Here is a 23,472-nt window from a genome sequence, read left to right on the forward strand (position 1 = left end):
AGACATTGCGTTCGAAATCGGGTCGCTTCGTCGACATCATCCTGCTACTGATGGCATATGACTACTGAGCTGCGGGTACTGCACCCGGCCGAATGGGACCGCTGGTACAGGACACTGGAAGTCGCCTTCGGGGGGCTCGTGGAGTCGCCGGAGAAGCGCGCGCTGATGGAGTCGCTGACCGAATGCGAGCGGTCGGTCGGGGTCTGGGACGGGGACGAATGCGTAGGCACGGCAGGGGCGTTCAGCTTCCGGCTGGCCGTGCCGGGCGGTGCGCTGGTGCCCGCGGCGGGGGTCACGATGGTCAGCGTGGCGGCGACGCACCGCAGGCGCGGGGTGCTGACGTCGATGATGCGCCGCCAGCTCGACGATGTGCGGACGTGGGGAGAATCACTCGCCGTACTGACGGCGTCGGAGCCGCCGATCTACGGGCGGTACGGGTACGGCGCGGCGACGCGCCAGCTCCTCGCGGAGATCGACACCTCGCGGGTGCGGTTCGAGGTGCCGGAGGGGGCGGAGGAGATCCGGCTGCGTGCGGTACGGCCGGGGGATCCGGCCGTACAGAAGGCCTGTGAGGCCGTGTACGCGGCGGAGGTCGGCGCCCGGCCGGGGATGCTGGCCCGCCGGCCCAACTGGGAGCGGCTGCCGCTGGCGGACGCCGAGAAGGAGATGGACGGGGCGTCGGCGCTGCGGTGCGTACTGGCGGAACGGGCGGGCGAGGTGGTGGGATTCACACTCTTCCGAAGCCGACCCGATTGGGACAATTCCGGACCGAAGGGGACGATCGAACTCCAGGACCTGTACGCGCTGGACCCGGTGGCGTACGCGTCGCTGTGGCGCTTCCTCGCCGATATCGACCTGACGTCGACGATCCGTGCCCGTAACCGGCCGGCGGACGACGCGTTCCAGCACCTGGCCTCGGACATCCGCCGCTGCGGACTGACGCTGCGGGACTCGCTGTACGTACGGCTGGTCGAGGTCGGCGCGGCGCTGGAGGCCCGTACGTACCGGGCACCGGTCGATGTGGTCCTGGCGGTGGAGGACGGCTTCTGCCCCTGGAACGGGGGGCGTTGGCGGCTGACCGGCGACGCGAAGGGCGCGACCTGCGAACGCACCACGGACGCACCGGACTTGACCCTGTCGGTGGCGGACCTGGGCGCCGCGTATCTGGGCGGCGTCTCCCTGACCTCCCTGTCCCGCGCGGCCCGGATCCAGGAACACCGCCCGGGCGCCCTCGCCGAGGCATCGACGGCCTTCTCCTCGGACACAGCGCCCTGGCTCCCCCACGGCTTCTGAGCGACCCGGCCCGGGTCGCTCCAGGCCTTACAGTCCGTTGAGAACGTCCTGGTAGGCCGCGGCAAAGCAGTCGATCATCGTCTTGAGTTCGGCGTCGGAACTGATCAGCGGGGGCGCGAAGGCGATGGTGTCGCCTATCGCCCGTATGAGCAGGCCGTGTTCGGCCGACCGGGCCATCAGGGCCGTGCCCAGTTCGCCGGCCGCCGTTCCGGCGGCGGCCGGGTCGAAGGTGATGGCGCCGAGGAAGCCGTGTCCTCGTACGTCACGGACCAACTCCGCACCACGGAAGGCTCCGAGACCGTCCGCCAGCATCGGCGCGGTCGTCCGCACATAGCCCGGGATGTCCCGCTCCCGGAGGATGGCGAGGCACTCGCGTGCGACGGCCGCGCCCACCGGATGTCCCGAATAGGTGAAGCCGTGCCCGAATCCGTCGAGTTCGGCGGAGCCCTTGACCAGCGCGTCGACCACTCGTTTCTCCAGCATGACGGCGGAGATCGGTATGTACGCGGAGGAAAGCCCCTTGGCGAGGGTGATCATGTCCGGGGTCAGATCGAATTCCGTCGTCGCGAACATCGAGCCGGTACGGCCGAATCCAGTGATGACCTCATCGGCGATGAACAGGATGTCGTGACGGGCCAGCACCTCTTCGACCCGATGGTAGTAACCCGGGGGCGGGATGATCACTCCGCCGGCGCCGATGATGGGTTCCGCGATGAACGCGGCGATCGTGTCGGCGCCCTCGTCATCGATGAGGTCCTCCAACTGCGCGACAAGCCAGTCGACGAACTGATCATTCGTCATTCCCTGGGCCTGCGGAGAAAGGGGATCGGGGCAGGGCACCTTCAGGAAATACGGCAGGGGCAGACCGAATCCCTGGTGTATGTGGCTGATACCGGTGGCCGATGCCGTGGCGACGGTGGTGCCGTGATAGCCCTGCTCCTGAGAGATGATTTTCACCCGCTCAGGACGGCCCAGACTGCGGTGGTAGTACCACGCGATTTTGAACGCGCTGTCATTCGCCTCGGCCCCTGAATTGGCGAAGAACGTACGCCCCATCCGCAGCGGGGAGATCTCGGCGAGGTCTTCGGCGAGAGCCAGTGCGACATCGGTGGTGCGGTGCCCGTAGGACGCATAGAACGGCAGCTTGGCCAGTTGCTCAGAAGCCGCCTGAATGAGCCGCGGCTCGCTGTAACCGAGATTCACGCACAACATGCTGGACGCGCCGTCGAAATAGGAACGGCCTTCACTGTCCCATACCCGCACGCCTTCGCCACGGACGATTACATGCGGTGCGGTTTCCAGATAGGCAGGAGTGTGGGGCTCGAGCATGGTTACCGACTGTGGAGACATAAGAACTCCTTCGCGCTCGGTGTCTCCTCAACCGCTTGTTCGGTTTATTCAGTTTACTGGTGGCTGGCAGGTGGGGCACCAGAAGAGATTGCGGGCTGCGAGCGGGGTCGTGCGGATCTCGGTGGCGCAGAGGTGGCAGGGCATTTGGGCGCGGCGGTAGACGTAGACCTCGCCGCCGTGGTCGTCGACGCGCGGCGGGCGGTTCATGGCCTCGGGGGTGTGCTCGGGGCGGACGGTGTCGATGCGGTTGTTCCGTACGCCCTCGCGCATCAGCGCCACCAGGTCCGCCCAGACCGCGTCCCACTCGGGGCGGGTGAGGTCCTTGCCGGGGCGGTACGGGTCGATGCCGTGGCGGAAGAGGACCTCGGCGCGGTAGACGTTGCCGACGCCCGCGATGACCTTCTGGTCCATCAGAAGCGCGGCAACGGTCGTACGGGAGCGGGAGATCCGCGCCCACGCCTTCTCGCCGTCGTCGGCGGGGCGCAGCGGATCGGGCCCTAGGCGGTCGTGTATCGCGCCCTTCTCGGGGGCGGTGATCAGCGCGCAGGTGGTGGGTCCGCGCAGATCCATGTACGCCGTGCCGGAGGCGAGCCGGAGCCGGACGGTGTCGGTGGGCGGCGGGGCGGGCGCGGGGCCGAAGGCGACCTTGCCGAAGAGGCCGAGATGGATGTGGACCCAGCCCAGGTCCTCGCCGAAGCCGCCTGAGCCACCGTTGCCGCCCGGCCCCTTGCCCTCGGGGGTCTCGCCGAAGCCGAGGAATAGGTGCTTGCCATGGGCGTCCACGCGCTCCAGGACCCGGCTGTCGAGCAGGGCCGCGCTGTCGGAGAACTTGCCCTGCGGGCTGCTGACCCGTACCGGCCTGCCTCCGAAGCGGTCGAGATGGTCCTCGGCGAGGCGGTGGATCGTATGCCCCTCGGGCACGGCTGCTTCTCCTGATCGGTACGGGTCTGATCTGTGCGGGCTGCGGCATGGCTGTGCCGCCGGGCTCTCGGCCGGCGGCACACGGTACTTCCGGTCAGTCCTTCTGCGGGTGGTGCGCCGGGATCGGCGGCAGCTCGTGGGTCGCCTCGTACTCCGTGAGCATCTCGATCCGGCGCGTGTGACGCTCCGCGCCCGAATACGGCGTCTTGAGGAAGACCTCGATGAACGAGACCGCTTCGTCGCGGGTGTGCATCCGGCCGCCGACCGAGATCACATTCGCGTTGTTGTGCTCGCGGCCCAGCGCCGCCGTCCGCTCGCTCCAGGCGAGGACGGCCCGTACGCCCTTGACCTTGTTCGCGGCGATCTGCTCGCCGTTGCCCGAGCCGCCGATGACGACGCCGAGGCTGTCCGGGTCGGCGGCCGTGCGCTCGGCGGCGCGCAGGCAGAAGGGCGGGTAGTCGTCCTCGGCGTCATAGATGTGGGGGCCGCAGTCGACAGGCTCGTGGCCGTGTTCGGTGAGCCACTCGACGAGGTGGTTCTTGAGTTCGAAGCCGGCATGGTCGGAACCGAGATACACGCGCATGATCCGAGTGTGGCACGCGCGACACCGGGCAGCGGTCAACGGGGTCGCGGGCCGGAGGGGCGTCAGTCCCGGCGGCCCATCAGCTTCCAGGCCGCCGGCAGCGCCCCCATCGCCAGCGCCGCCTTCAGCGCGTCGCCGAGCAGGAAGGGCACCAGCCCCGCAGAGATCGCGGCACTCGGTGACAGCCCGGCCACGACGGCCAGGTACGGGACGCCGACCGCGTAGATGATCACGGAGCCGGCCACCATCGTCCCCGCCGTACGGAGTACGGAACGGTCGCCGCCGCGGCGGGCCAGCGCGCCCACCGCCGTGGCGGCGAGCAGCATCCCGAGGACATAGCCGAAGGACGCCCCGCCCGCGCCGGACGAACCGGCCGAGAACCACGGCACCCCCGCCGCCCCGGCCAGGGTGTAGAGGGCGAGCGAGAGGAAGCCGCGGCGGGCGCCGAGCGAGGTGCCGACCAGCAGCGCGGCGAAGGTCTGGCCGGTGACGGGCACCGGGGAGCCGGGGACCGGTACGGAGAGCTGCGCCGCCAGCCCGGTGAGTACGGCGCCGCCGACGACCAGGGCGAGGTCCCGGGCACGGGTGGCGGGGAGCAGATCGGCGAGGACCGCTCCGGTACGGGGGGCCGCTGCGGCGGTGGTCATGGGGGCTCCGGGGTCGAGGGGGCGGAACGGGAGGGCGGCACGGCAGGACAGGTGCGTCCAGCTGGGTCGGTCCTGACGGGTGCGCCGGGACAGCCCGACCGTAACCCAGGGGTTCGCGCCGGATCACCGTCAGTCGTCCACAAAGCGGAGGTCAGGGGCTTGTCGGGGGTGGCACAAAGTGCCACGGCACACGAGTGTCATATTGCCGCTAGCATGCATGTGCACAAGACTTGCAATAAGAGGTCGGAGGGCTCGGACACATGGCCACGTACACGCTTCCTGAACTCCCGTACGACTACGCGGCGCTCGAACCGGTCATCAACCCGCAGATCGTCGAACTGCACCACGACAAGCACCACGCCGCCTATGTGAAGGGCGCCAATGACGCCCTGGACCAGCTCGCGGAGGCGCGCGACAAGGAGGCGTGGGGCGCGATCAACGGGCTGGAGAAGAACCTCGCGTTCCATCTCTCCGGCCACGTCCTGCACTCGATCTACTGGCACAACATGACCGGCGACGGCGGCGGCGAGCCGCTCGCCCAGGACGGGACCGGCGAACTGGCGGACGCGATCGCCGCGTCCTTCGGCTCCTTCGCGGGCTTCAAGTCGCAGCTCACCAAGGCCGCGGCGACCACACAGGGCTCGGGGTGGGGAGTGCTCGCGTACGAGCCGGTCAGCGGACGGCTGATCGTCGAGCAGATCTACGACCACCAGGGCAACGTGGGGCAGGGATCGGTGCCGATCCTCGTCTTCGACGCCTGGGAGCACGCCTTCTACCTCCAGTACAAGAACCAGAAGGTCGACTTCATCGAGGCGATGTGGCGGGTCGTCAACTGGCAGGACGTGGCCAAGCGCTACGCCGCCGCCAAGGAGCGCGCGAACAATCTGCTGCTCGCGCCCTGAGGCGTCCTGCTCGTGATCGTCTTCTCAGCCTTCACGGGCGGACGGAATGAGGAAGGGCCCCCACGAGGACGTGACTCGTGGGGGCCCTTCCGCGTATGAGGGCCCTTACGCGTAAAGGGTCAAAAAGCGGGTCGGTCCACCGCCGGGCAGGTCAGCCGAAAACGCCGGTCAGTGAAACGCCGGTCAGTCGAAGATCGGGCCGATCGTCCGCGTCCGCTTGATCTCGAAGAAGCCCGGGATCGACGCCACCATCAGCGTGCCGTCCCACAGCTTCGCGGCCTCCTCGCCCTTGGGCGCCGGAGTCACGACCGGACCGAAGAAGGCGATCTGCTCGCCGTCCGAGCCGGGCACCGCGATGACCGGGGTGCCGACCTCCTGGCCGACCTTGTCGATCCCCTCCTTGTGGGAGGCGCGCAGCTCCGTGTCGTACGTGTCGGTGTCCGCGAAATCGATCAGGTCAGCCGGCAGCCCGACCTCGTCCAGGGCACCGGCGATCGCCTCGCGGGTGGCGCCCTCGCCGCGGTTGTGGAAGCGGGTGCCGAGCGCGGTGTACAGATCGCCGACGACCTCGTCGCCGTGCTTCTGCTGGGCGGCGATCACCACACGGACCGGCGCCCAGGCCTTGGCGAGCCCTTCGCGGTACTCCTCCGGTACTTCCTTGTCCTCATTGAGCACGGCCAGGCTCATCACATGCCAGCGCACCTCGATGTCGCGGACCTTCTCCACTTCGAGCACCCAGCGTGAGGTCATCCAGGCCCAGGGGCACAGCGGATCGAACCAGAAGTCGACGGGGGTCTTCTCGGACATGACTCTCCTCATGAAGGCGGTGAACACACCTCGGATACACCTCGTGGGAGGAACGTCCCGGACGGCCGGGGGCATTCCCCGCCGCCGCCCGCCGGGCGCATATGGGCTGCCGCCCACCGCGCACACATGGGAGGATCGCCGGGTTCGAGACAAGCGCTGCCCAGCGCCACAAGCACTGCCGAGCGCTGCCAGCACCGCCGAACCACGCGGCGAGCCACGAAGGAGTGACCGTGCCCGGTGAGAACCTGTCCCGCGACGAGGCCCGTGAGCGGGCCGGCCTGCTGTCCGTAACCGGGTACGAGGTACGCCTCGACCTGCGCTCGGCGGTGGACGGCGCGAGCGCTCCGGACGAGGCCACCGCTCCGGAGGACACCGCCGGGGCCCCTGCGCCCGCCGGCCCCCGGACCTTCCGCTCGGTCACCACGATCCGGTTCCGCTGCGCACGCCCCGGCGCCTCGTCCTTCGCCGACCTGATCGCGCCCGCCGTCACCTCCGTGACCCTCAACGGCACGGACCTCGACCCGGCCGCGGTCTTCGACGGCTCGCGCATCGCACTGGACGGCCTGGAGGCGGAGAACGTCCTGGTCGTGGACGCGCAGTGCGCGTACAGCAGGACCGGTGAGGGCATGCACCGCTTCGTCGACCCGGAGGACGGCGAGGTCTACCTCTACACGCAGTACGAGCCGGCCGACGCCCGCCGGGTCTTCGCCAATTTCGAACAGCCGGACCTCAAGGCCCCGTACCGCTTCGAGGTGACCGCGCCCGAGGGCTGGACGGTGTGGAGCAACGGCGCGGGCACCCTGACCGACGGGGTCTGGCACTTCGCCGAGACCGCGCCGATCTCGACGTACATCACGGCCGTGGTCGCGGGCCCGTACCACTATGTGAGCGACTCGTACCGCCGTACGTTCGAGGACGGCACGGTGCTGGAGATCCCGCTCGGCGCGATGTGCCGCAAGGGGCTCGCCCGGCACTTCGACCCGGACGACATCTTCCTGATCACCAAGCAGGGCCTGGACTTCTTCCACGACCACTTCGACTACCCGTACCCCTTCGGGAAGTACGACCAGGCGTTCGTGCCGGAGTACAACCTCGGTGCGATGGAGAACCCGGGTCTGGTGACCTTCCGCGAGGAGTACATCTTCCGCGGCTATGTGACCCGGGCGTCGTACGAGCGCAGGGCGACGACGATCCTGCACGAGATGGCGCACATGTGGTTCGGCGATCTGGTCACCATGCGGTGGTGGGACGACCTGTGGCTGAAGGAGTCCTTCGCGGACTTCATGGGCTCGTTCGCGCTCGTCGGGGCGACCCGCTTCACCGACGGCTGGATCACCTTCGCCAACAACCGCAAGGCGTGGGCGTACCGCGCCGATCAGTTGCCCTCCACCCACCCCGTCACGGCCGACATCCGTGATCTGGAGGACGCCAAGCTGAACTTCGACGGGATCACCTACGCCAAGGGCGCGTCGGTGCTGAAGCAGCTTGTGGCGTACGTGGGGCAGGACGCGTTCCTGGAGGGCGCCCGGCGCTACTTCAAGCGGAACGCGTACGGGAACACCGAGCTGGGCGATCTGCTGTCCGTACTGGAGGAGACCTCCGGGCGGGACATGGCGGGCTGGGCGCGGTCCTGGCTCCAGAGCGCCGGGGTCAACTCCCTCACTCCGCAGGCCGCTTACGGCGACGACGGGCGGATCACCGAGCTGGCGGTGGTGCAGGAGGCGGCGGAGTCACGCCCGGAGCTGCGGCCGCACCGGGCGGCGGTCGGGCTGTACCGGCGCACGCCGGAGGGCGCGCTCGTACGGTACGCGCGCGCCGAGGCGGACATCGACGGGCCGCGTACGGTCATGCCCGGGCTGGCCGGGGCCGACCGCCCGGATCTGATCCTGGTCAACGACGACGACCTGACGTACTGCAAGATCCGCTTCGACGCGGCCTCGCTGGACACCCTGCGCGCGCACCTCGGCGATCTCAGCGACCCGCTGGCCCGGGCGCTGTGCTGGTCCGCGGCCTGGAATCTCACCCGTGACGCGCTCCTGCCGGCCCGGGACTTCATCGCCCTGGTGCTCGCCCACGCGGGCCGCGAGACGGACATCGGTGTGCTCCAGGTGGTGCACGCGTGGGCGCGGTCGGCGCTCATCCACTACGCGGCGCCGGAGTGGCGTGAGCACGGTCAGCGGCTGCTGTCGGGGAACGCGCTCGAACAGCTGCGTGCGGCCGAGCCGGGCAGCGAGCAACAGCTCACCTGGGCGCGGTTCGTCGCGTCGATCGCCGCGTCGGAGGGGGACCTCCAGTTGCTGCGCGGGCTGCTGGACGGTACGGCGAAGATCGACGGCCTCCACGTGGACCAGGAGCTGCGCTGGGCGTTCCTGGAGCCGCTGGCCGCGCACGGCGCGGCGGACGAGTCGGTCATCGACGCGGAACTGGCGCTGGACGACACGGCGTCGGGCAAGCGCCACCAGGTGCGGTGCCTGGCGGCGCGGCCCTCGGCGGCGGTGAAGGCGCAGGCGTGGGCGCAGGTCGTCGAGTCGGACGCGCTGTCGAACGCGCTGGTGGAGGCGGTGATCGCCGGGTTCGCGCGACCGGGGCAGCGGGAGCTGACCGCGCCGTACGCGGCGAAGTACTTCGAGGTGATCGAGCGGGTGTGGGCGGAGCGCTCGATCCAGATCGCCATGGATGTGGTGCGGGGGCTGTACCCGTCGCTCCAGGCGCACCGGGAGACCCTGGACGCCACGGACGCCTGGCTCGCGGCGCACGAGGACGCGGCGCCGGCGCTGCGCAGGCTGGTGCTGGAGGCGGGGGACGATCTGGCGCGGGCGCTGTGGGCGCAGGAGCGGGACTGGTCGGAGGAGCGGGACGGGGCGGAGTGACCGGGGACGGGCATGGGGAGGCGCGGCCCATCTGATTCGTACGACGAGTCGCGCATCATCGGCAGTCGAACGCCCGTACTTTAGGCCGAGCTTGTCCATTTTTGTCGACGAACTCGTAACAGGGGTTAGAGAAGAGGCAGAAGCCGGGGATGACCGGGGCATGAACAACAACACCACCCCCCTCGCCCCCCTGTCGTCCGGCTCATCGGCGCCCCTCAGCGACCTGTCCGCGTCCCGCGATGTGCGGCGCCGTGTGCTCACGCTCGCGCAGTTGCGTGAGCACGGGGTGGGCGGTCCCCGGGCCGCCGCGCAGTGCCGGCCCGGTGGCCCCTGGCAGCAACTGCTGCCGGGGGTCTTCCTGTTGCACCCGGGGGCACCGACCAGCGAGGAGCGGCTGCGCGCGGTGCTGCTGTACGCGGGGCGGCCGGCCGCGAAGGCGGTGCCGGTGCCCGCACAGGCGGGGCCGGAGTCGGAGGCGGGGCCGGGGGCGTCTTCGTACGACTCCGTGATGATCACGGGGCTCGCGGCGCTGGCGCTGTACGGTTTCGCCTCCACGCCCGGGCTGCTCTCGCTGGACCGTATCGATGTCCTGGTCCCGCGCACCCGGCGGCTGCGGTCCACCGGCTGCGCCCGCCTGATCCGCGCGCACGCCCTGCCCCGGCCCGAGCAAGTGACGGGACTGCCGGTGGCGCCCGTGGCACGCGCGGTGGCCGACGCGATCGCGGACCTGTCCGAGGCGCGCGAGGTGGTCGCGCTGCTGACCGAGGCGGTACGGGGCGGCCACTGCGAACCGGCCGTGGTGGTACGGGAACTCACCCTGTCCGGACTGCTGGCCCGGCCCCATGTGGTCCAGGCCGTGGACACCCTGCTCGCGGAGGGGCGGACGCTGGCGGAGGGCCGCCTGTACGAAATGGTCCGCGCGTACGGGCTCTCCGAGCCGGTCTGGAACGTCGAACTTCGCCTGCCCGGCGGGGCGAAGCTCGGCACCGTGGACGCGTACTGGCCGGAATTCGCGGTCGCGGTGGAACTGGACACGAGGGCGGCGGCGGACGAGGACGACGACGGCGCGGGCTGGACGGAGGCGGTGCGCAAGCGGGAGCACCTGGAGCGGCTGGGGATCACGGTGGTCCACCTGACCCCGCGAAAACTCCGCGAATCGCTGGACCAACAGGCGACGGTGGTCCGCACGGCCCTCATGACAGCGGACGCGAGGGATCCGGCGGCGAGGGTCCTGGTCCTACCGCGGTAGGCGACTATGTCCTCAATCGCCGGACGGGCTGGATTTGCCCGCACCCGGCGCCGGATGCGCACCCGGCGCCGGCGAAAATAAGCCCGTCCGGCGATTGAGGACGGACGGGCCAGCGCCGGTGCCGGGTGCACAAATAGAGCCCGTCCGGCGATTGAGGACGGACCGCTTGGCGCGGCTAGGCGCAGAACTCGGCCTCTACCACCGCGCCCGCGTCCCCCACCCAGTCCGCGTTGAAGTTCAGCGACAGCGAGTGCGTGCCGTCCGCCGTCGTCACCGCGCCCGACGACGACCCGTGGATCCCGCCCCCATGGCCCCAGACCTTCTCGCCGCAGGAGAGTTCCTGGACCTGGAGGCCGAGGCCGTAGCGGTAGGCCGGCGGGGCCTCGTCGCCCATGGAGACCGTTGTCTTCATCTCCTTGAGCTGCTGCTTCGGCAGCAGCTTGCCCTTGAGCAGCGCGCTGTAGAAGCGGTTCAGGTCCGCCGGGTTGGAGATCATCCCGCCCGCCGCCCCCGCCACCGACGGGTTGAGTTCGGTGACGTCATGGATCGGCGCGGCCGGGTCCGGGATGAGGATCGAGTACGCCCGGCCGGACGGCTGCGGCATCCGGGGGTCGGTGGTCGGGACGGTGGTGGAGCGCAGGCCCAGGGGCCGCAGGATCCGGCGCTCGATCTCGGTGGCGTACGGGCGGCCCGTCAGCTTCTCGACGGCCATCCCGGCGAGGATGAAGTTCGTGTTGGAGTAGCTCCAGCTCGTGCCGGGCGCGAAATTCGGCTGGTGGGCCAGGGCGATGTCGACCAGCTCGCGCGGCTTCCACGTGTCGTAGCGGTGCTCGAAGAAGCCGTCCCCGAAGATCTTCTCCTGGAGCCCCTCGTCCTCGGTGTAGTTGAAGACACCGCTGGTGTGGTTGAGAAGCTGGCGCAGGGTGATGCGGCGCCCGTCGTTGCCGTTGCCGCGCACCACTCCCGGCAGCACGCTGTCGACGGTGTCGTCCAGATCGACCCGGCCCTCCGCCTCCAACTGGAGCAGCACCGTCGCGACAAAGGTCTTGGTGATGGACCCGACACGGAAACGGTCCTGCGGAAGGCGCGGCCGGCCGGTGTCGCGGTCCGCGACGCCCGCGGAGCCGTTCCACGTGCCCTTGCTGTCGTCGGCGCGGGCCAGCGCTCCCGGTACGCCCTCCTCGACGGCGGCGTCGAGGGCCTCCTGGGTGGCACGGTGGGCGGCGGCGGTTCTGTCCGGTGCCGGGTTCGCCACGGCGGGCGCGACCAGGGCGGTGCTCGCGAGTGCGACCGCCGCGAGTGTGCCGGTGAGCGCGATCCGGACCGTACGTACTGCCATGTGAACTCCCCTGTTGTACCGATGCGATCGGCAGGCAGGACGCCCGAAGCTGCGAAAGGGTTTGCCGCTCCGAACGGGTTGACCCGTTTTCAGCCGTTCACCGCGAAGCGGCCGAGAGCGGGCCGCTCACGCCACAATCTCAGGCCGGTGTCGATGAGTTCGACCCGGTCCAGGTCTTCGACCGCGGCGAGCGGATGCCAGGCCGCCATATCGGTGGAACCGCCCGTCTCCGGGCGCAGCGAACCGCCGGTGATCCGGGCCTCGTAGATGATGCGCAGGCCCTGGAAGTCCGCGAAGGTGCCCAGTTTGCGTGGGTAGCGGCGGCGGATCGAGTCCACCCCGAGCAGCGCGGTCATCTCGGCGTCGTAGCCGGTCTCCTCCTCGACCTCGCGGACCGCCGTGTCGATGGGGTCCTCGCCGTGGTCCATGCCGCCGCCGGGGAGCGTCCAGCGTTTTGTGCCGTCACGGGCCACCCAGCGGGCGAGAAGGATCTGTTCGTGCCGGACGCACACCGCATAGGCGGCCACTCGTAGCTCCTGGTTCATCCCGAGAGAGTAGGACCAGGGGCAGCCTCGGGCCCGGGACTTGGGCGGATCGGCACCGGACTCGGGCGGGCCGGTGCCGGACCCGTACGCGTCCGGGCCCTCTTCGTACCTCTCGCCCCATTGATCCCCTGATGGCGCAACCGTCGCACTGGCGGATTTCCGCCATGACCGAATCACGACCCTGACAACCCTCCACAAACCCCTGTCTCTTACGAAAAGCTGAGCGGTCATCCGGTACCGAAATCCGGACTGTCTCTTTCACCACTCAGGGATGCTGATGACCTCCGAATCCGAGTCCATATCCGGACCGAGACGCGTGGCCAGGGTCGCTGCGGCGACCGGCCTGGTGGCCGCGCTGATCGCCTCCGGCGCCGTACCCGCGTTCTCCGCGACCGGCGCCGACGGCCCCGCCGTCCCCGCTCCCGTCAAGTCGTCCTCCGACAAGCTGGGGGCGGCCGACGCCGATCTGCTCGCCAAGGCCGAGGCCGCGGGTGAGAAGAACGTCTCCGTCATGGTCGCCACCGCTCCCGGGGCGACCGAGCAGGTCGTCGGCCAGCTCGACGCCGTACCCGGCGCCGTGGTCGGCAAGACGTACGACAAGCTCGGCTATGTACGGGCGACGCTGCCCACCGCCCGGGCGGACGCCGCCATCAAGGCGGCGCAGAAGCTCTCCTCCGTCCATGGCATCGATCTCAACCAGGAGATCAAGCTCGACGACCCGCGGCCGGCGGCCGACACGGTCCAGGGTCCGAAGAGCGCCAAGAGCCCGGGCGACGCCGAGAAGTACCCGGCGCCCAGCAGCAAGACCGCGGCGGAGAACCCGTACAACCCGTCCTTCGAGACCGGTGCGGTGGACTTCGTCAGAAAGAATCCGACGGCCGACGGCCGCGGTGTCACCATCGGCATCCTGGACTCGGGCGTCGATCTCGGCCACCCCGCGCTCCAGAAGACCACCACCGGCGAGCGCAAGATCGTCGACTGGGTGACCGCCACCGACCCGGTCTCGGACGGCGACGGCACCTGGCGCATCATGAACACCGCCGCGTCCGGGCCGACGTTCACCCTGGGCGGGCGTACGTGGACGGCCCCGGCCGGCTCGTACAGGTTCAACCTGTTCCGTGAGAACGCCACGCTCGGCGGCGAGATGGCGGGCGACCTCAACCGCGACGGCGACACCACCGATGTCTGGGGCGTGCTGTACGACCCGGCCGCCGGCACCGTCCGCGTCGATCTGAACAACGACGGCGACTTCACCAACGACGTCGCGATGAAGCCGTACAAGGACGGTTTCCAGATCGGCTACTTCGGTACGGACAACCCGGCCACCCCGGTGGCCGAGCGCATCCCGTTCGTCGTCGAGATCCGCAAGGACGTCGTCTACAACGCGGCCGGCGCGAAGTCCGACTTCGTCAGCATCGGTGTCATCGAGGGCGCGCACGGCTCGCACGTCGCCGGTATCACCGCGGCCAACGGGCTGTTCGGCGGCAAGATGAACGGCGCGGCGCCCGGCGCCAAGCTGGTGTCCTCGCGCGCCTGCACCTGGAGCGGCGGCTGCACCAGCATCGCGCTCACCGAGGGCATGATCGACCTCGTCGTCAACCGCGGTGTGGACATCGTCAATATGTCGATCGGCGGTCTGCCCCCGCTGAACGACGGCAACAACGCCAGGTCGGAGCTGTACACCCGGCTCATCGACACCTACGGCGTGCAGTTGGTGATCTCGGCCGGCAACGACGGCCCCGGCACCAACACCATCAGCGACCCGGCCCTGGCCGACAAGGTGATCTCCGTCGCCGCGTCGATCTCCAAGGAGACCTGGGCCGCCAACTACGGCTCCGGCGTGACGAAGAAGTACAGCCTGCTGCCGTTCTCCTCCCGAGGCCCGCGCGAGGACGGCGGTTTCACGCCGACGATCACCGCACCGGGCGCTGCCATCAACAGCACCCAGACCTGGCTGCCCGGCGCCCCGGTCGCCGAGGCGGGCTACACCCTGCCGCCCGGCTACTCGATGCTCCAGGGCACCTCGATGGCCTCCCCGCAGGCCGCGGGCGCGAGCGCGCTGCTGATCTCGGCCGCCAAGCAGAAGCACATCGACCTCACCCCCGCCAAGCTGCGGACGGCGCTCACCAGCACCGCCGAGAAGATCGACGGTCTGCAGGCGCATGAGCAGGGCGCGGGTCTGATCGATGTCGTGGCGGCGTGGAAGGCCATCCAGCGCGACACCAGCTCGTACGAGTACACGGTGAAGGCCCCGGTCGACACCACGATCGACGAGTTCCTGAAGACGCCCGGCTTCGGCACGGGTCTGTACGACCGCGACGGCGGCCTCCGGGCCGGCCAGAGCAAGAAGTACGACATCACCATCACCCGGACCACCGGCCCCGCGGGCCCGGTGGAGCACCGGCTGAACTGGAAGTACAACGACAACAGCACCTTCCGGCTGGTCGGCAGCCACAACGTCGAGCTGCCGCTCAACCAGCCGGTCACGGTCGCCGTGGAGGCGAAGCCCGGTTCCGCCGGGGTGCACAGCGCCATCCTGGAGCTGGACGACCGTGACTCGGAGGGCGTGGACAAGCAGATCCTCGCCACCGTGGTCGTCTCGAAGCCGCTGGCGGCGCCCTCGTACGCCTTCTCGGCGAACGAGTCCGTGCAGCGCAACAGCTCGACGTCGTACTTCCTGACGGTCCCGCAGGGCGCGAAGACGCTGGAGGTGGCGCTGGGCGGGCTGGCCACGGGCAGCCAGACCCGGTTCATCTCCATCCACCCGTACGGCGTGGCGATGGAGGACAGCTCCACGATCTTCTGCTACCCGAACTACAACAACCCGAGCAACACCTGCCGCCCGGATCTGCGGTCATACCAGAACCCGCAGCCCGGCGTCTGGGAGATCGAGGTCGAGGCCCGCCGTACGTCGCCTCTGCTCGACAACCCGTACAAGCTGGACGTGTCGATCCTCGGCGCGGTCTTCGACCCGGCGGTCACCACGCTGCCGGAGGCGAAGATAGGTACGCCGGCGCCGGTGAGCTGGACGGTCACCAACAGCGCCGCCGCCATCGACGGCAAGCTCGGCGGCGGCTCGCTGGGCTCGGCGAAGGTCACCCGTCCGACGATCGCGGACGGCGACCAGATCGAGTCCACGGTCATCATCGGCGCGGGTGTCGAGAAGCTCGACTTCACCATCGGCGGTGCCTCGGACAACGGGGCCGACCTGGACCTGCTGGTCTTCAGGGACGGTGTGCAGGTCGGCGCCTCGACCAGCGCCAGCGCCGACGAGACGGTCAGCCTGATCAAGCCGGCCGCCGGTACGTACACGGCCGTGGTGGACGCCTACTCGGTCCCGGCCGGGACCACGGCGTACGACTACCGCGACGTGTACTACTCGGACGGGCTCGGCACGATCAGCGCGAACGGCGCGGTCAAGCTCGACAGCGGTGCCTCGGCGCAGGCCTCGGCCGAGGTGCTGGTGAAGAGCGCGGCTCCGGAGGGCCGGCAGTTCTTCGGTGAGGTCCAGTTGCTGAACGCGCGCGGTACGGCCGCGGGCACCGGCAGCGTGATCATCGGGAGCGTCACTCCGTAACCCGTGCGGTAATGGAGGGGCGGGTGTCCACGTGGGCGCCCGCCCCTTCGGCGTTCCCGGGCCCCGGGCCGTTCCGCCCTTCGGACAATGGATTGGACAATCCGGCCCGGGACAGACGCATGATGTGGGAACGCGTTCCCGGGACAGTCGCGAGTGAGGAGCCCCAGTGAAGGTCGGAATCGTCGGAGCCACCGGTCAGGTCGGCACGGTCATGCGCAGGGTCCTGGCCGAGCGGGACTTCCCCCTCACCGAGCTGCGGCTCTTCGCCTCCTCCCGGTCCGCGGGCACCACCGTCGAGTGGCAGGACCGGACGATCACCGTCGAGGACGCCTCCACGGCCGACTACGCGGGGCTCGACATCGTGCTGTTCTCGGCCGGCGGCGCCACCTCGAAGGCGCTCGCGGAGAAGGTCGCCGCGCAGGGCGCCGTCGTGATCGACAACTCCTCCGCCTGGCGGCGCGACCCCGAGGTCCCGCTGGTCGTCTCCGAGGTCAACGCGCACGCGATCAAGAACCGGCCCAAGGGCATCATCGCCAATCCGAACTGCACCACCATGGCCGCGATGCCGGTGCTGCGCCCGCTGCACGCGGAGGCCGGGCTGACCGCGCTGGTCGCCGCCACCTACCAGGCCGTCTCGGGTTCGGGCCTCGCCGGGGTCGCCGAGCTGCACGGGCAGGCGCGGAAGGTCGTGGACGAGGCGGACCGGCTCACGCACGACGGCGCGGCGGTGGACTTCCCCGAGCCGGCCGTCTACCAGCGGCCGATCGCCTTCAATGTGGTGCCGCTCGCGGGCAATCTGGTGGACGACGGGTCGTTCGAGACCGACGAGGAGCAGAAGCTCCGCAACGAGTCGCGCAAGATCCTGGAGATCCCGGAGCTGAAGGTCTCCGGGACCTGTGTACGGGTGCCGGTCTTCACGGGCCACTCGCTCCAGATCAACGCGCGGTTCGCGCGCCCGCTGAGCGTGGAGCGGGCGTACGAGCTGCTCAAGGACGCGCCGGGCGTGGCGCTGTCGGAGATCCCGACCCCGCTCCAGGCGGCGGGCCAGGACGCGTCGTTCGTGGGCCGGATCCGGGTGGACGAGACGGTGGAGAACGGGCTGTCGCTGTTCGTCTCGAACGACAATCTGCGCAAGGGGGCGGCGCTGAACGCGGTACAGATCGCGGAGCTGGTGGCGGCGGAGCTGAAGCGCTGACGCGCTGACGGCGGGTTCGTCCTCCGCTGGCGCGCTAACGGCGGGTTCGTCCTCAATCGCCGGACGGGCTGCGGTGCTGTGTCCTCAATCGCCGGACGGGCTCGATTGCCCCACCCAGCGCCGCCAGTGCCAGTACACCGCCCAGCCACAGCGCGCCCGCCGCGCCATAGTGGTCGGCTGCCCGGCCGCCGAGCAGCGCGCCCAGCGCGATCGCCGCGTTGAACAGCCCGGCGAAGAGCGCCGAGCCCGCTTCCCGGCGGTCCGGCGCGGCGGCCATCAGCCAGTTCTGCGCGCTGACCGAGACCCCGCCGTACGCCAGCCCCCACACCACGAGCAGCGCCACCGAGGCCGGCAGTGAGCCGCCCGCGGGGACGCTCAGCAGCACCGCGCCCGCCAGCACGGCCGAGATCACCAGCAGTGCCCGGCGCGGATCGCGGGCGGCGGCCGCGCCGCCCGCGAAGTTGCCCGCGATGCCGGCGGCCCCGTACGCCAGCAGCAGCGCGCCGACCGCCTCCGTGCCGAGCCCCGGCACCCGCTCCAGGGCCGGGCGTACGTACGTGTACGCGGCGAAGTGGCCGGTGATCAGAAAGGCCACGACGAGCAGTACGGCCCGTACCGCCGGGATACAGACCACTCCGGCGACCTCGGAGAGCCGTACCGCGCCGGCCGGGGGCAGCGGCGGCAGCAGTACGGCGAGCAGCACCGCGACCGCCAGCGCGAGCAGCGCCATCGCGGCGAACGCCCAGCGCCAGCCGGCCGGCCCGCCGATCAGCGTCCCGGCGGGCACCCCGAGCACGGACGCGACGGCTATCCCGCTGAAGATCACGGCGGTGGCGCGGGCCTCGGACCCCGCCCGTACCAGCCGGGCTCCCAGGCCCGCGGCGATGGCCCAGACGCCGCCGATACAGACCCCGACCAGGGCCCGCGCCACCAGCAGCACCCCGAAGGCGGGCGCGAGCGCGGAGAGCGCGTTCGCCGCGGCCAGCACGGCCAGCAGCGCGCAGAGCACAGTCCGCCGGTCGGCACGGCGTACGGCGACGGGCAGCAGGGGCGCGGCGAGCGCCGCGACCAGGCCGGGCAGGGTGACGGTGAGCCCGGTCGTACCGTCCGAGGTGCGCAGTCCGTCGCCGAGCGAGGTGAGCAGCCCCACCGGCAGCATTTCCGTCGTGACGACACAGAAGGTGGCGGCGGCAAGGGCGAAGACGGACAGCGGTAACGGACGCGGGCCCCCGGTCCTGCGGGCGGTCTTTTCCATACGGACCAGCCTTCGCCGGGCCCCGGCGCGTAACAATGCGGCCGGGTCGACCTTGGCCGACCCTTTTCCCTCCCGTTCCCCCGGCGCACAACCACGGCGACAACCCCGGCGCACAGGCGGCCCGCCCGCCCACCGAACGCTCAGAGCGCCAGATGCCGCCGCAGCGCCGCGTCGAGTTCGGTCATCCGCTGCTTCGGTACGGCCCCGAGCCGCTGCCGCATCCGGTCGGGCGACACCGCGCGTACCTGCTCGCACTGCGCCTTCGAGTCCTTGGTCAGCCCGCACTCCTCCGCCGGCAGGACGACCTGGAAGAGGAAGACCCGGGCGGTGTTCGAGGTGACGGGGACCACCGTCACGACGCCCTTGCCGCTCCGTTCGGCTGAGCGGTTGGCCGCGTCGTTGGAGACGACGACGGCGGGCCGTGCCTTGTTGGCCTCGCTCCCCCGCACCGGCTCGAAGTCGATCAGGAAGATGTCACCCCTGCGCATCGGCCAGCCCGTCCCCGGCCGCCCGCTCCCAGAACGCCGCGTCGTCACTCTCGTCCCACTCCTCGAACGCGGCGGCGTAGTCCTCCTCCAGCCGGGACGCGCGCAGCAGCTCGATCGCGGCGTGGATCACCGCGGACCGCGACGCCGACTCCGAGGCGGCCGCGTACTGGTCGACGAAGGAGACGTCTTCCTCCGGAAGGCTCACACTGATCTTCATACTCCAGATGCTACCCGGGTAGGAATTCCAGTGCTACCCCGATTCCCCGCTGGATTACTCCCGGGCGTCCGGCCCGCCCCCCGTGGAAGGATGGGCCGAAACGTCACGAACCGAGGAGATGAACCGGGTGCCAGGCACAAATCTGACCCGTGAAGAGGCGCGGGAGCGGGCGCGGCTGCTCACCGTCGACTCGTACGCGATCGAACTCGATCTCAGCGGCGCGCAGGAGGGCGGCACCTACCGGTCCGTGACCACCGTGCGCTTCGAGAGCGCCGAGGCCGGGGCCGAGACCTTCATCGATCTCGTCGCGCCCGCCGTGCACGAGGCCGTGCTGAACGGCACCGCGCTCGATGTCGCCGCGGTCTTCCGCGACTCGCGGATCGCGCTGCCGCAGCTGCTCCAGGGTCCGAACGAGCTGACGGTCGTCGCCGACTGCGCGTACACCAACACCGGTGAGGGCCTGCACCGCTTCGTCGACCCCGTCGACCAGCAGGCCTATCTCTACACGCAGTTCGAGGTGCCGGACGCCCGCCGGGTCTTCGCCTCGTTCGAGCAGCCCGACCTCAAGGCGACCTTCCAGTTCACCGTGAAGGCCCCCGAGGGCTGGACCGTGGTGTCCAACTCGCCGACGCCGGAGCCCAAGGAGAACGTCTGGAGCTTCGAGCCGACCCCGCGCGTCTCCTCGTACATCACGGCGCTGATCGTCGGCCCGTACCACTCGGTGCACAGCTCGTACGAGAAGGACGGGCAGTCCGTGCCGCTGGGCATCTACTGCCGTCCCTCGCTCGCCGAATACCTGGACTCGGACGCGATCTTCGAGGTGACCCGGCAGGGGTTCGACTGGTTCCAGGAGAAGTTCGACTACGCGTACCCCTTCGCCAAGTACGACCAGCTCTTCGTCCCGGAGTTCAACGCGGGCGCGATGGAGAACGCGGGCGCGGTGACCATCCGCGACCAGTACGTCTTCCGCTCGAAGGTGACGGACGCGGCGTACGAGATGCGGGCCGAGACCATCCTGCACGAGCTGGCGCACATGTGGTTCGGCGATCTGGTCACCATGGAGTGGTGGAACGACCTGTGGCTGAACGAGTCGTTCGCCACCTACACCTCGATCGCCTGCCTGGCCGCCGCGCCGGGCTCGCGCTGGCCGCAGTCGTGGACGACCTTCGCCAACTCGATGAAGACCTGGGCGTACCGCCAGGACCAGTTGCCGTCCACGCACCCGATCATGGCGGACATCCGCGATCTGGACGATGTGCTGGTCAACTTCGACGGCATCACCTACGCCAAGGGCGCGTCCGTACTGAAGCAGCTCGTCGCGTATGTCGGGCAGGACGAGTTCTTCCGCGGTGTCCAGGCGTACTTCAAGGCGCACGCCTACGGGAACACCCGGCTCTCGGATCTGCTGGACGCGCTGGAGGAGACCTCCGGGCGCGATCTGCGGACCTGGTCGAAAGCCTGGCTGGAGACGGCCGGTATCAACATCCTGCGCCCGGAGATCGAGCTGGACGGGGCCGGGCATGTCACCTCCTTCGCGGTACGGCAGGAGGCACCGGCGCTGCCCGCGGGCGCCAAGGGTGAGCCGGTCCTGCGCCCGCACCGGATCGCGGTCGGCTGCTACGACCTGGACGAGAGCGGCCGTCTGGTCCGTACGAGCCGGATCGAGCTGGACGTGGACGGCGCGCGCACCGAGGTGCCGTTCCCGGCGGACACCCCGCGCCCGGCGGTGATCCTGCTCAACGACGACGACCTGTCGTACGCGAAGGTCCGCCTGGACGAGGAGTCGCTGCGGGTCGTCACCGAGCACCTCGGGGACTTCACCGAGTCGCTGCCGCGCGCGCTGTGCTGGGCCTCGGCCTGGGACATGACGCGGGACGGCGAGCTGGCCACCCGCGACTATCTGGAGCTGGTGCTGTCGGGCATCACGAAGGAGTCGGACATCGGGGTGGTGCAGTCGCTGCACCGCCAGGTGAAGGTCGCGCTCGACCTGTACGCGGCGCCCGCGTGGCGCGAGGCGGGGCTGACCCGGTGGACGGACGCCACGCTGGCGCATCTGCGCGCGGCCGAGCCCGGCGGGGACCACCAGCTCGCATGGGCCCGCGCGTTCGCGGCGACCGCGCGCACCCCTCAACAGCTCGATCTGTTGCAGGGGCTGCTCGACGGTACGGAGACGATCGAGGGCCTGGCCGTCGACACCGAGCTGCGCTGGGCGTTCGTACAGCGACTGGCGGCGGTGGGACTGCACGACGAGGACGAGATCGCGGCGGAGTACGAGCGCGACAAGACAGCCGCGGGCGAGCGCCACGCGGCGGCGGCCCGCTCGGCGCGCCCGCTGCCGGAGGCCAAGGCGGAGGCCTGGGCCTCGGTGGTGGAGAGCGACAAGCTGCCGAACGCCCTCCAGGAGGCCGTGATCAGCGGTTTCGTCCAGACCGACCAGCGCGAGCTGCTGGCGCCGTACACGGAGAAGTTCTTCGCGGCGGTCTCGGACGTCTGGGAGTCCCGCTCCCACGAGATGGCCCAGCAGATCGTGGTCGGGCTCTACCCGGCCGTCCAGGTCTCCCCGGAGACGCTGGACGCCACGGACACCTGGCTCGCCTCGGCGGGCCCGAACGCGGCGCTGCGGCGGCTGGTCTCGGAGTCGAGGTCGGGTGTCGAGCGCGCGCTGAGGGCGCAGAAGGCGGACGAGGCGGCGGGCGGCGCGTAAGGGCCGGCGGGGGGCGGCCCGAGCGGGGGCCGCCCCCCGAAGCAACGGGTGACATGGTCGGCGCCGCAGTGCGTGTCACAGCCGGGCCGGGCGGGGCGCGATGTCTCATGGCCGCTGTGGTGCGTACAGAGCAACTCCGACGTCCGGCCGTGGCCGCCCTCCGGATCCTCGGCGTCGCCGCCTTCTACTGCCTGGGCGGTTGGATCGGCCTGCAGAAGGAAGTCCTGAAGGTCGACGACACCGGTCTCACGCCGCTCTGGCCGTCCACGGGCATCGCCCTGACCGCTCTGCTCCTTCTGGGCGCCGGCGCCTGGCCGGGAATCACCCTGGGCACCCTCATCGGTTTCCTGCCGCTCGGCCCGGTAGGCGGAATCGAGATCGCGATCACGGCCGGGAACACCCTCGCGCCGCTCTGCTCCCTGTTCCTTCTGCGGCGGGTGGGGTTCCGTATCGAGCTGGACCGGCTGCGGGACGGGGTGGCGCTGGTCTTCCTCGGCGGCCTGGCCGGAATGCTGGTCGCCGCGACCGTGCCGGTGCTGGCGATACGGCTCGGCGGTGTCGCGCTGCCGGACGGATTCTGGACGGCCTGGCTGGTGTGGTGGACCGGTGACGCCATGGGCGTCCTGCTGGTCACACCCTTCCTGCTCCTGCTGTGCAGGCTGCGGTGGCCCTTGCGCCTCCACCGATGGGTCGAGGTGTCGGCGCTGGTGATCACCGCCGTCGTGATCACCTGGCTGGTCACCATGAGCCCGTTCACACTGATTTTTCTCTTCTTCCCCATGCTGATCTGGGCGGCGCTGCGCTTCCATCTCGCCGGGAGCGCTCCGTTCGCGCTGGCGGTCTCCCTCCGCGCGATCTGGGAGGTGACCGATCCGAAGGGGGCGTTCGCCCATCAGACCATCGTCGAGCGGATGATCACCCTTCAGGCGTTCAACGGCTCGCTGGCGCTGACCTCACTGCTGCTGACGGCGATCGTCACCGAACAGAAGAACATCCACGACAAGATCGAGGAGGCCTGCGACGAGCTGACCGAGGTGGTGGAGCAGCTCGTGCCCGGCCAGGGGGCGAGGCTGCGGCCACGGCACCAGCAGTCCGTGGAGGGGACGGAAGGCGGTACGTGAATACGTACGGGATACGGGAAGGGCGCGGCCCGTGAATACGTACGCGAAGGCCGGTGGGTACGTACGTGCTGGCGGGTGCGTACATACCGATGGGGGCGCACGAAAAGGGCGCGGCCGGTCGGCTGTCCGCGCCCTTTTCGTGCGCCCTCAGGACCCGCGCAGGGTCAGACGTGCTGCTTGTGGGACTTGTCGAGGACCATGACCAGGCCCGCGATGACGCCGAAGATCACCAGCGGGGCCACCACATACAGTCCGAGCGTCTCGGCGATGCTCAGGCCGGGGCCCGGGTCGTCGCCGTCGTCCCGGCTCAGCGCGAGCGCCGGGGACGACATGAGCAGCATCATCAGCGTCGTACCGGCCGCCAGGGCGCCGGCGCGCAGAGCGTTCTTCTTGTCCACCCCGCAAACGT

General features: G+C 70.2%; 19 protein-coding genes. 8 read left to right on the forward strand and 11 right to left on the reverse strand.

Translation table 11 applies throughout. The features are described from left to right. Positions 1-57 precede the first annotated feature (57 nt). Positions 58-1,293 carry a GNAT family N-acetyltransferase gene (locus tag ACFU9P_RS17040; RefSeq protein WP_384081277.1) on the forward strand — a complete coding sequence of 412 codons (1,236 nt, stop codon included), beginning with the start codon at positions 58-60 and terminating at the stop codon, positions 1,291-1,293. A gap of 27 nt (positions 1,294-1,320) precedes the next feature. Here the strand turns inward: ACFU9P_RS17040 and ACFU9P_RS17045 are convergent, their stop codons facing one another. The 4 genes from ACFU9P_RS17045 to ACFU9P_RS17060 all read right to left on the reverse strand — a co-directional run bounded on the left by ACFU9P_RS17045 (position 1,321) and on the right by ACFU9P_RS17060 (position 4,794). After that, positions 1,321-2,622, reverse strand: coding sequence for an aminotransferase (locus ACFU9P_RS17045; protein ID WP_384081280.1), 1,302 nt, complete (start codon positions 2,620-2,622; stop codon positions 1,321-1,323). 69 nt (positions 2,623-2,691) lie between these two features. Next, positions 2,692-3,564: an Fpg/Nei family DNA glycosylase gene (locus tag ACFU9P_RS17050; RefSeq protein ID WP_384081283.1), complete on the reverse strand. Its 873-nt coding sequence runs from the start codon at positions 3,562-3,564 to the stop codon at positions 2,692-2,694. A gap of 94 nt (positions 3,565-3,658) precedes the next feature. Then, the gene (locus ACFU9P_RS17055) at positions 3,659-4,147 is read right to left on the reverse strand and encodes a ribose-5-phosphate isomerase (protein WP_376375647.1); all 489 of its coding nucleotides are present in this window, start codon (positions 4,145-4,147) and stop codon (positions 3,659-3,661) included. A gap of 62 nt (positions 4,148-4,209) precedes the next feature. Further along, a complete protein-coding gene (locus tag ACFU9P_RS17060) occupies positions 4,210-4,794 on the reverse strand; it encodes a biotin transporter BioY (protein WP_384081286.1) in 585 nt (194 codons plus the stop codon). 260 nt (positions 4,795-5,054) lie between these two features. Here ACFU9P_RS17060 and ACFU9P_RS17065 point away from each other — a divergent pair, with 260 nt between their 5' ends. Further along, positions 5,055-5,696 (forward strand): superoxide dismutase, encoded by a 642-nt coding sequence (locus ACFU9P_RS17065; RefSeq protein WP_384081289.1) that lies wholly within the window; start codon positions 5,055-5,057, stop codon positions 5,694-5,696. A gap of 183 nt (positions 5,697-5,879) precedes the next feature. Here the strand turns inward: ACFU9P_RS17065 and ACFU9P_RS17070 are convergent, their stop codons facing one another. Further along, on the reverse strand, positions 5,880-6,503 hold the full coding sequence (locus ACFU9P_RS17070) for a DsbA family protein (RefSeq protein ID WP_376375640.1): 624 nt from the start codon (positions 6,501-6,503) through the stop codon (positions 5,880-5,882). Positions 6,504-6,733: 230 nt separating this feature from the next. On the opposite strand from ACFU9P_RS17070, the gene pepN (ACFU9P_RS17075) reads away from it, so the two are divergent. Together pepN (ACFU9P_RS17075) and ACFU9P_RS17080 are read left to right on the forward strand one after the other, a co-directional pair. Then, the gene (pepN, locus tag ACFU9P_RS17075; RefSeq protein WP_384081292.1) at positions 6,734-9,373 is read left to right on the forward strand and encodes an aminopeptidase N; all 2,640 of its coding nucleotides are present in this window, start codon (positions 6,734-6,736) and stop codon (positions 9,371-9,373) included. Positions 9,374-9,533: 160 nt separating this feature from the next. Continuing rightward, positions 9,534-10,622: a hypothetical protein gene (locus tag ACFU9P_RS17080; RefSeq protein WP_384081294.1), complete on the forward strand. Its 1,089-nt coding sequence runs from the start codon at positions 9,534-9,536 to the stop codon at positions 10,620-10,622. Positions 10,623-10,797: 175 nt separating this feature from the next. Here ACFU9P_RS17080 and ACFU9P_RS17085 read toward each other — a convergent pair whose 3' ends face one another. Next, positions 10,798-11,961 carry a serine hydrolase domain-containing protein gene (locus ACFU9P_RS17085; protein WP_384081297.1) on the reverse strand — a complete coding sequence of 388 codons (1,164 nt, stop codon included), beginning with the start codon at positions 11,959-11,961 and terminating at the stop codon, positions 10,798-10,800. A gap of 89 nt (positions 11,962-12,050) precedes the next feature. Beyond that, positions 12,051-12,506 (reverse strand): NUDIX hydrolase, encoded by a 456-nt coding sequence (locus ACFU9P_RS17090; protein ID WP_376375630.1) that lies wholly within the window; start codon positions 12,504-12,506, stop codon positions 12,051-12,053. 271 nt (positions 12,507-12,777) lie between these two features. On the opposite strand from ACFU9P_RS17090, the gene ACFU9P_RS17095 reads away from it, so the two are divergent. Continuing rightward, positions 12,778-16,083: a S8 family serine peptidase gene (locus tag ACFU9P_RS17095; RefSeq protein ID WP_384081300.1), complete on the forward strand. Its 3,306-nt coding sequence runs from the start codon at positions 12,778-12,780 to the stop codon at positions 16,081-16,083. A 166-nt stretch (positions 16,084-16,249) separates the two neighbouring features. Beyond that, positions 16,250-17,278 (forward strand): aspartate-semialdehyde dehydrogenase, encoded by a 1,029-nt coding sequence (locus ACFU9P_RS17100; protein ID WP_384081303.1) that lies wholly within the window; start codon positions 16,250-16,252, stop codon positions 17,276-17,278. Positions 17,279-17,330: 52 nt separating this feature from the next. On the opposite strand, the gene ACFU9P_RS17105 is transcribed toward ACFU9P_RS17100, so the two are convergent. From ACFU9P_RS17105 to ACFU9P_RS17115, 3 genes are all read right to left on the reverse strand, one after another. After that, a complete protein-coding gene (locus tag ACFU9P_RS17105; protein WP_384081306.1) occupies positions 17,331-18,533 on the reverse strand; it encodes an MFS transporter in 1,203 nt (400 codons plus the stop codon). A 140-nt stretch (positions 18,534-18,673) separates the two neighbouring features. Further along, positions 18,674-19,021 (reverse strand): type II toxin-antitoxin system PemK/MazF family toxin, encoded by a 348-nt coding sequence (locus tag ACFU9P_RS17110; protein WP_376375618.1) that lies wholly within the window; start codon positions 19,019-19,021, stop codon positions 18,674-18,676. Continuing rightward, the gene (locus ACFU9P_RS17115) at positions 19,008-19,238 is read right to left on the reverse strand and encodes a ribbon-helix-helix protein, CopG family (protein WP_384081309.1); all 231 of its coding nucleotides are present in this window, start codon (positions 19,236-19,238) and stop codon (positions 19,008-19,010) included. The genes ACFU9P_RS17110 and ACFU9P_RS17115 overlap by 14 nt, the downstream gene beginning before the upstream one ends. A 127-nt stretch (positions 19,239-19,365) precedes the next feature. Between ACFU9P_RS17115 and pepN (ACFU9P_RS17120) the strand changes: the two genes are divergently transcribed. Both pepN (ACFU9P_RS17120) and ACFU9P_RS17125 read left to right on the forward strand, forming a co-directional pair. Beyond that, positions 19,366-21,942 carry an aminopeptidase N gene (gene pepN / locus ACFU9P_RS17120; protein WP_384081312.1) on the forward strand — a complete coding sequence of 859 codons (2,577 nt, stop codon included), beginning with the start codon at positions 19,366-19,368 and terminating at the stop codon, positions 21,940-21,942. 107 nt (positions 21,943-22,049) lie between these two features. After that, a complete protein-coding gene (locus ACFU9P_RS17125; protein WP_384081315.1) occupies positions 22,050-23,063 on the forward strand; it encodes an MASE1 domain-containing protein in 1,014 nt (337 codons plus the stop codon). A 164-nt stretch (positions 23,064-23,227) separates the two neighbouring features. Here ACFU9P_RS17125 and ACFU9P_RS17130 read toward each other — a convergent pair whose 3' ends face one another. Beyond that, positions 23,228-23,461, reverse strand: a complete 234-nt coding sequence (locus ACFU9P_RS17130; RefSeq protein ID WP_376375606.1) for a hypothetical protein — start codon at positions 23,459-23,461, stop codon at positions 23,228-23,230. Between the last annotated feature and the right edge of the window lie 11 nt (positions 23,462-23,472).

The sequence above is a fragment of the Streptomyces sp. NPDC057617 genome (genome assembly GCF_042800555.1).
In the GTDB taxonomy this organism is placed as follows: Bacteria; Actinomycetota; Actinomycetes; order Streptomycetales; family Streptomycetaceae; genus Streptomyces.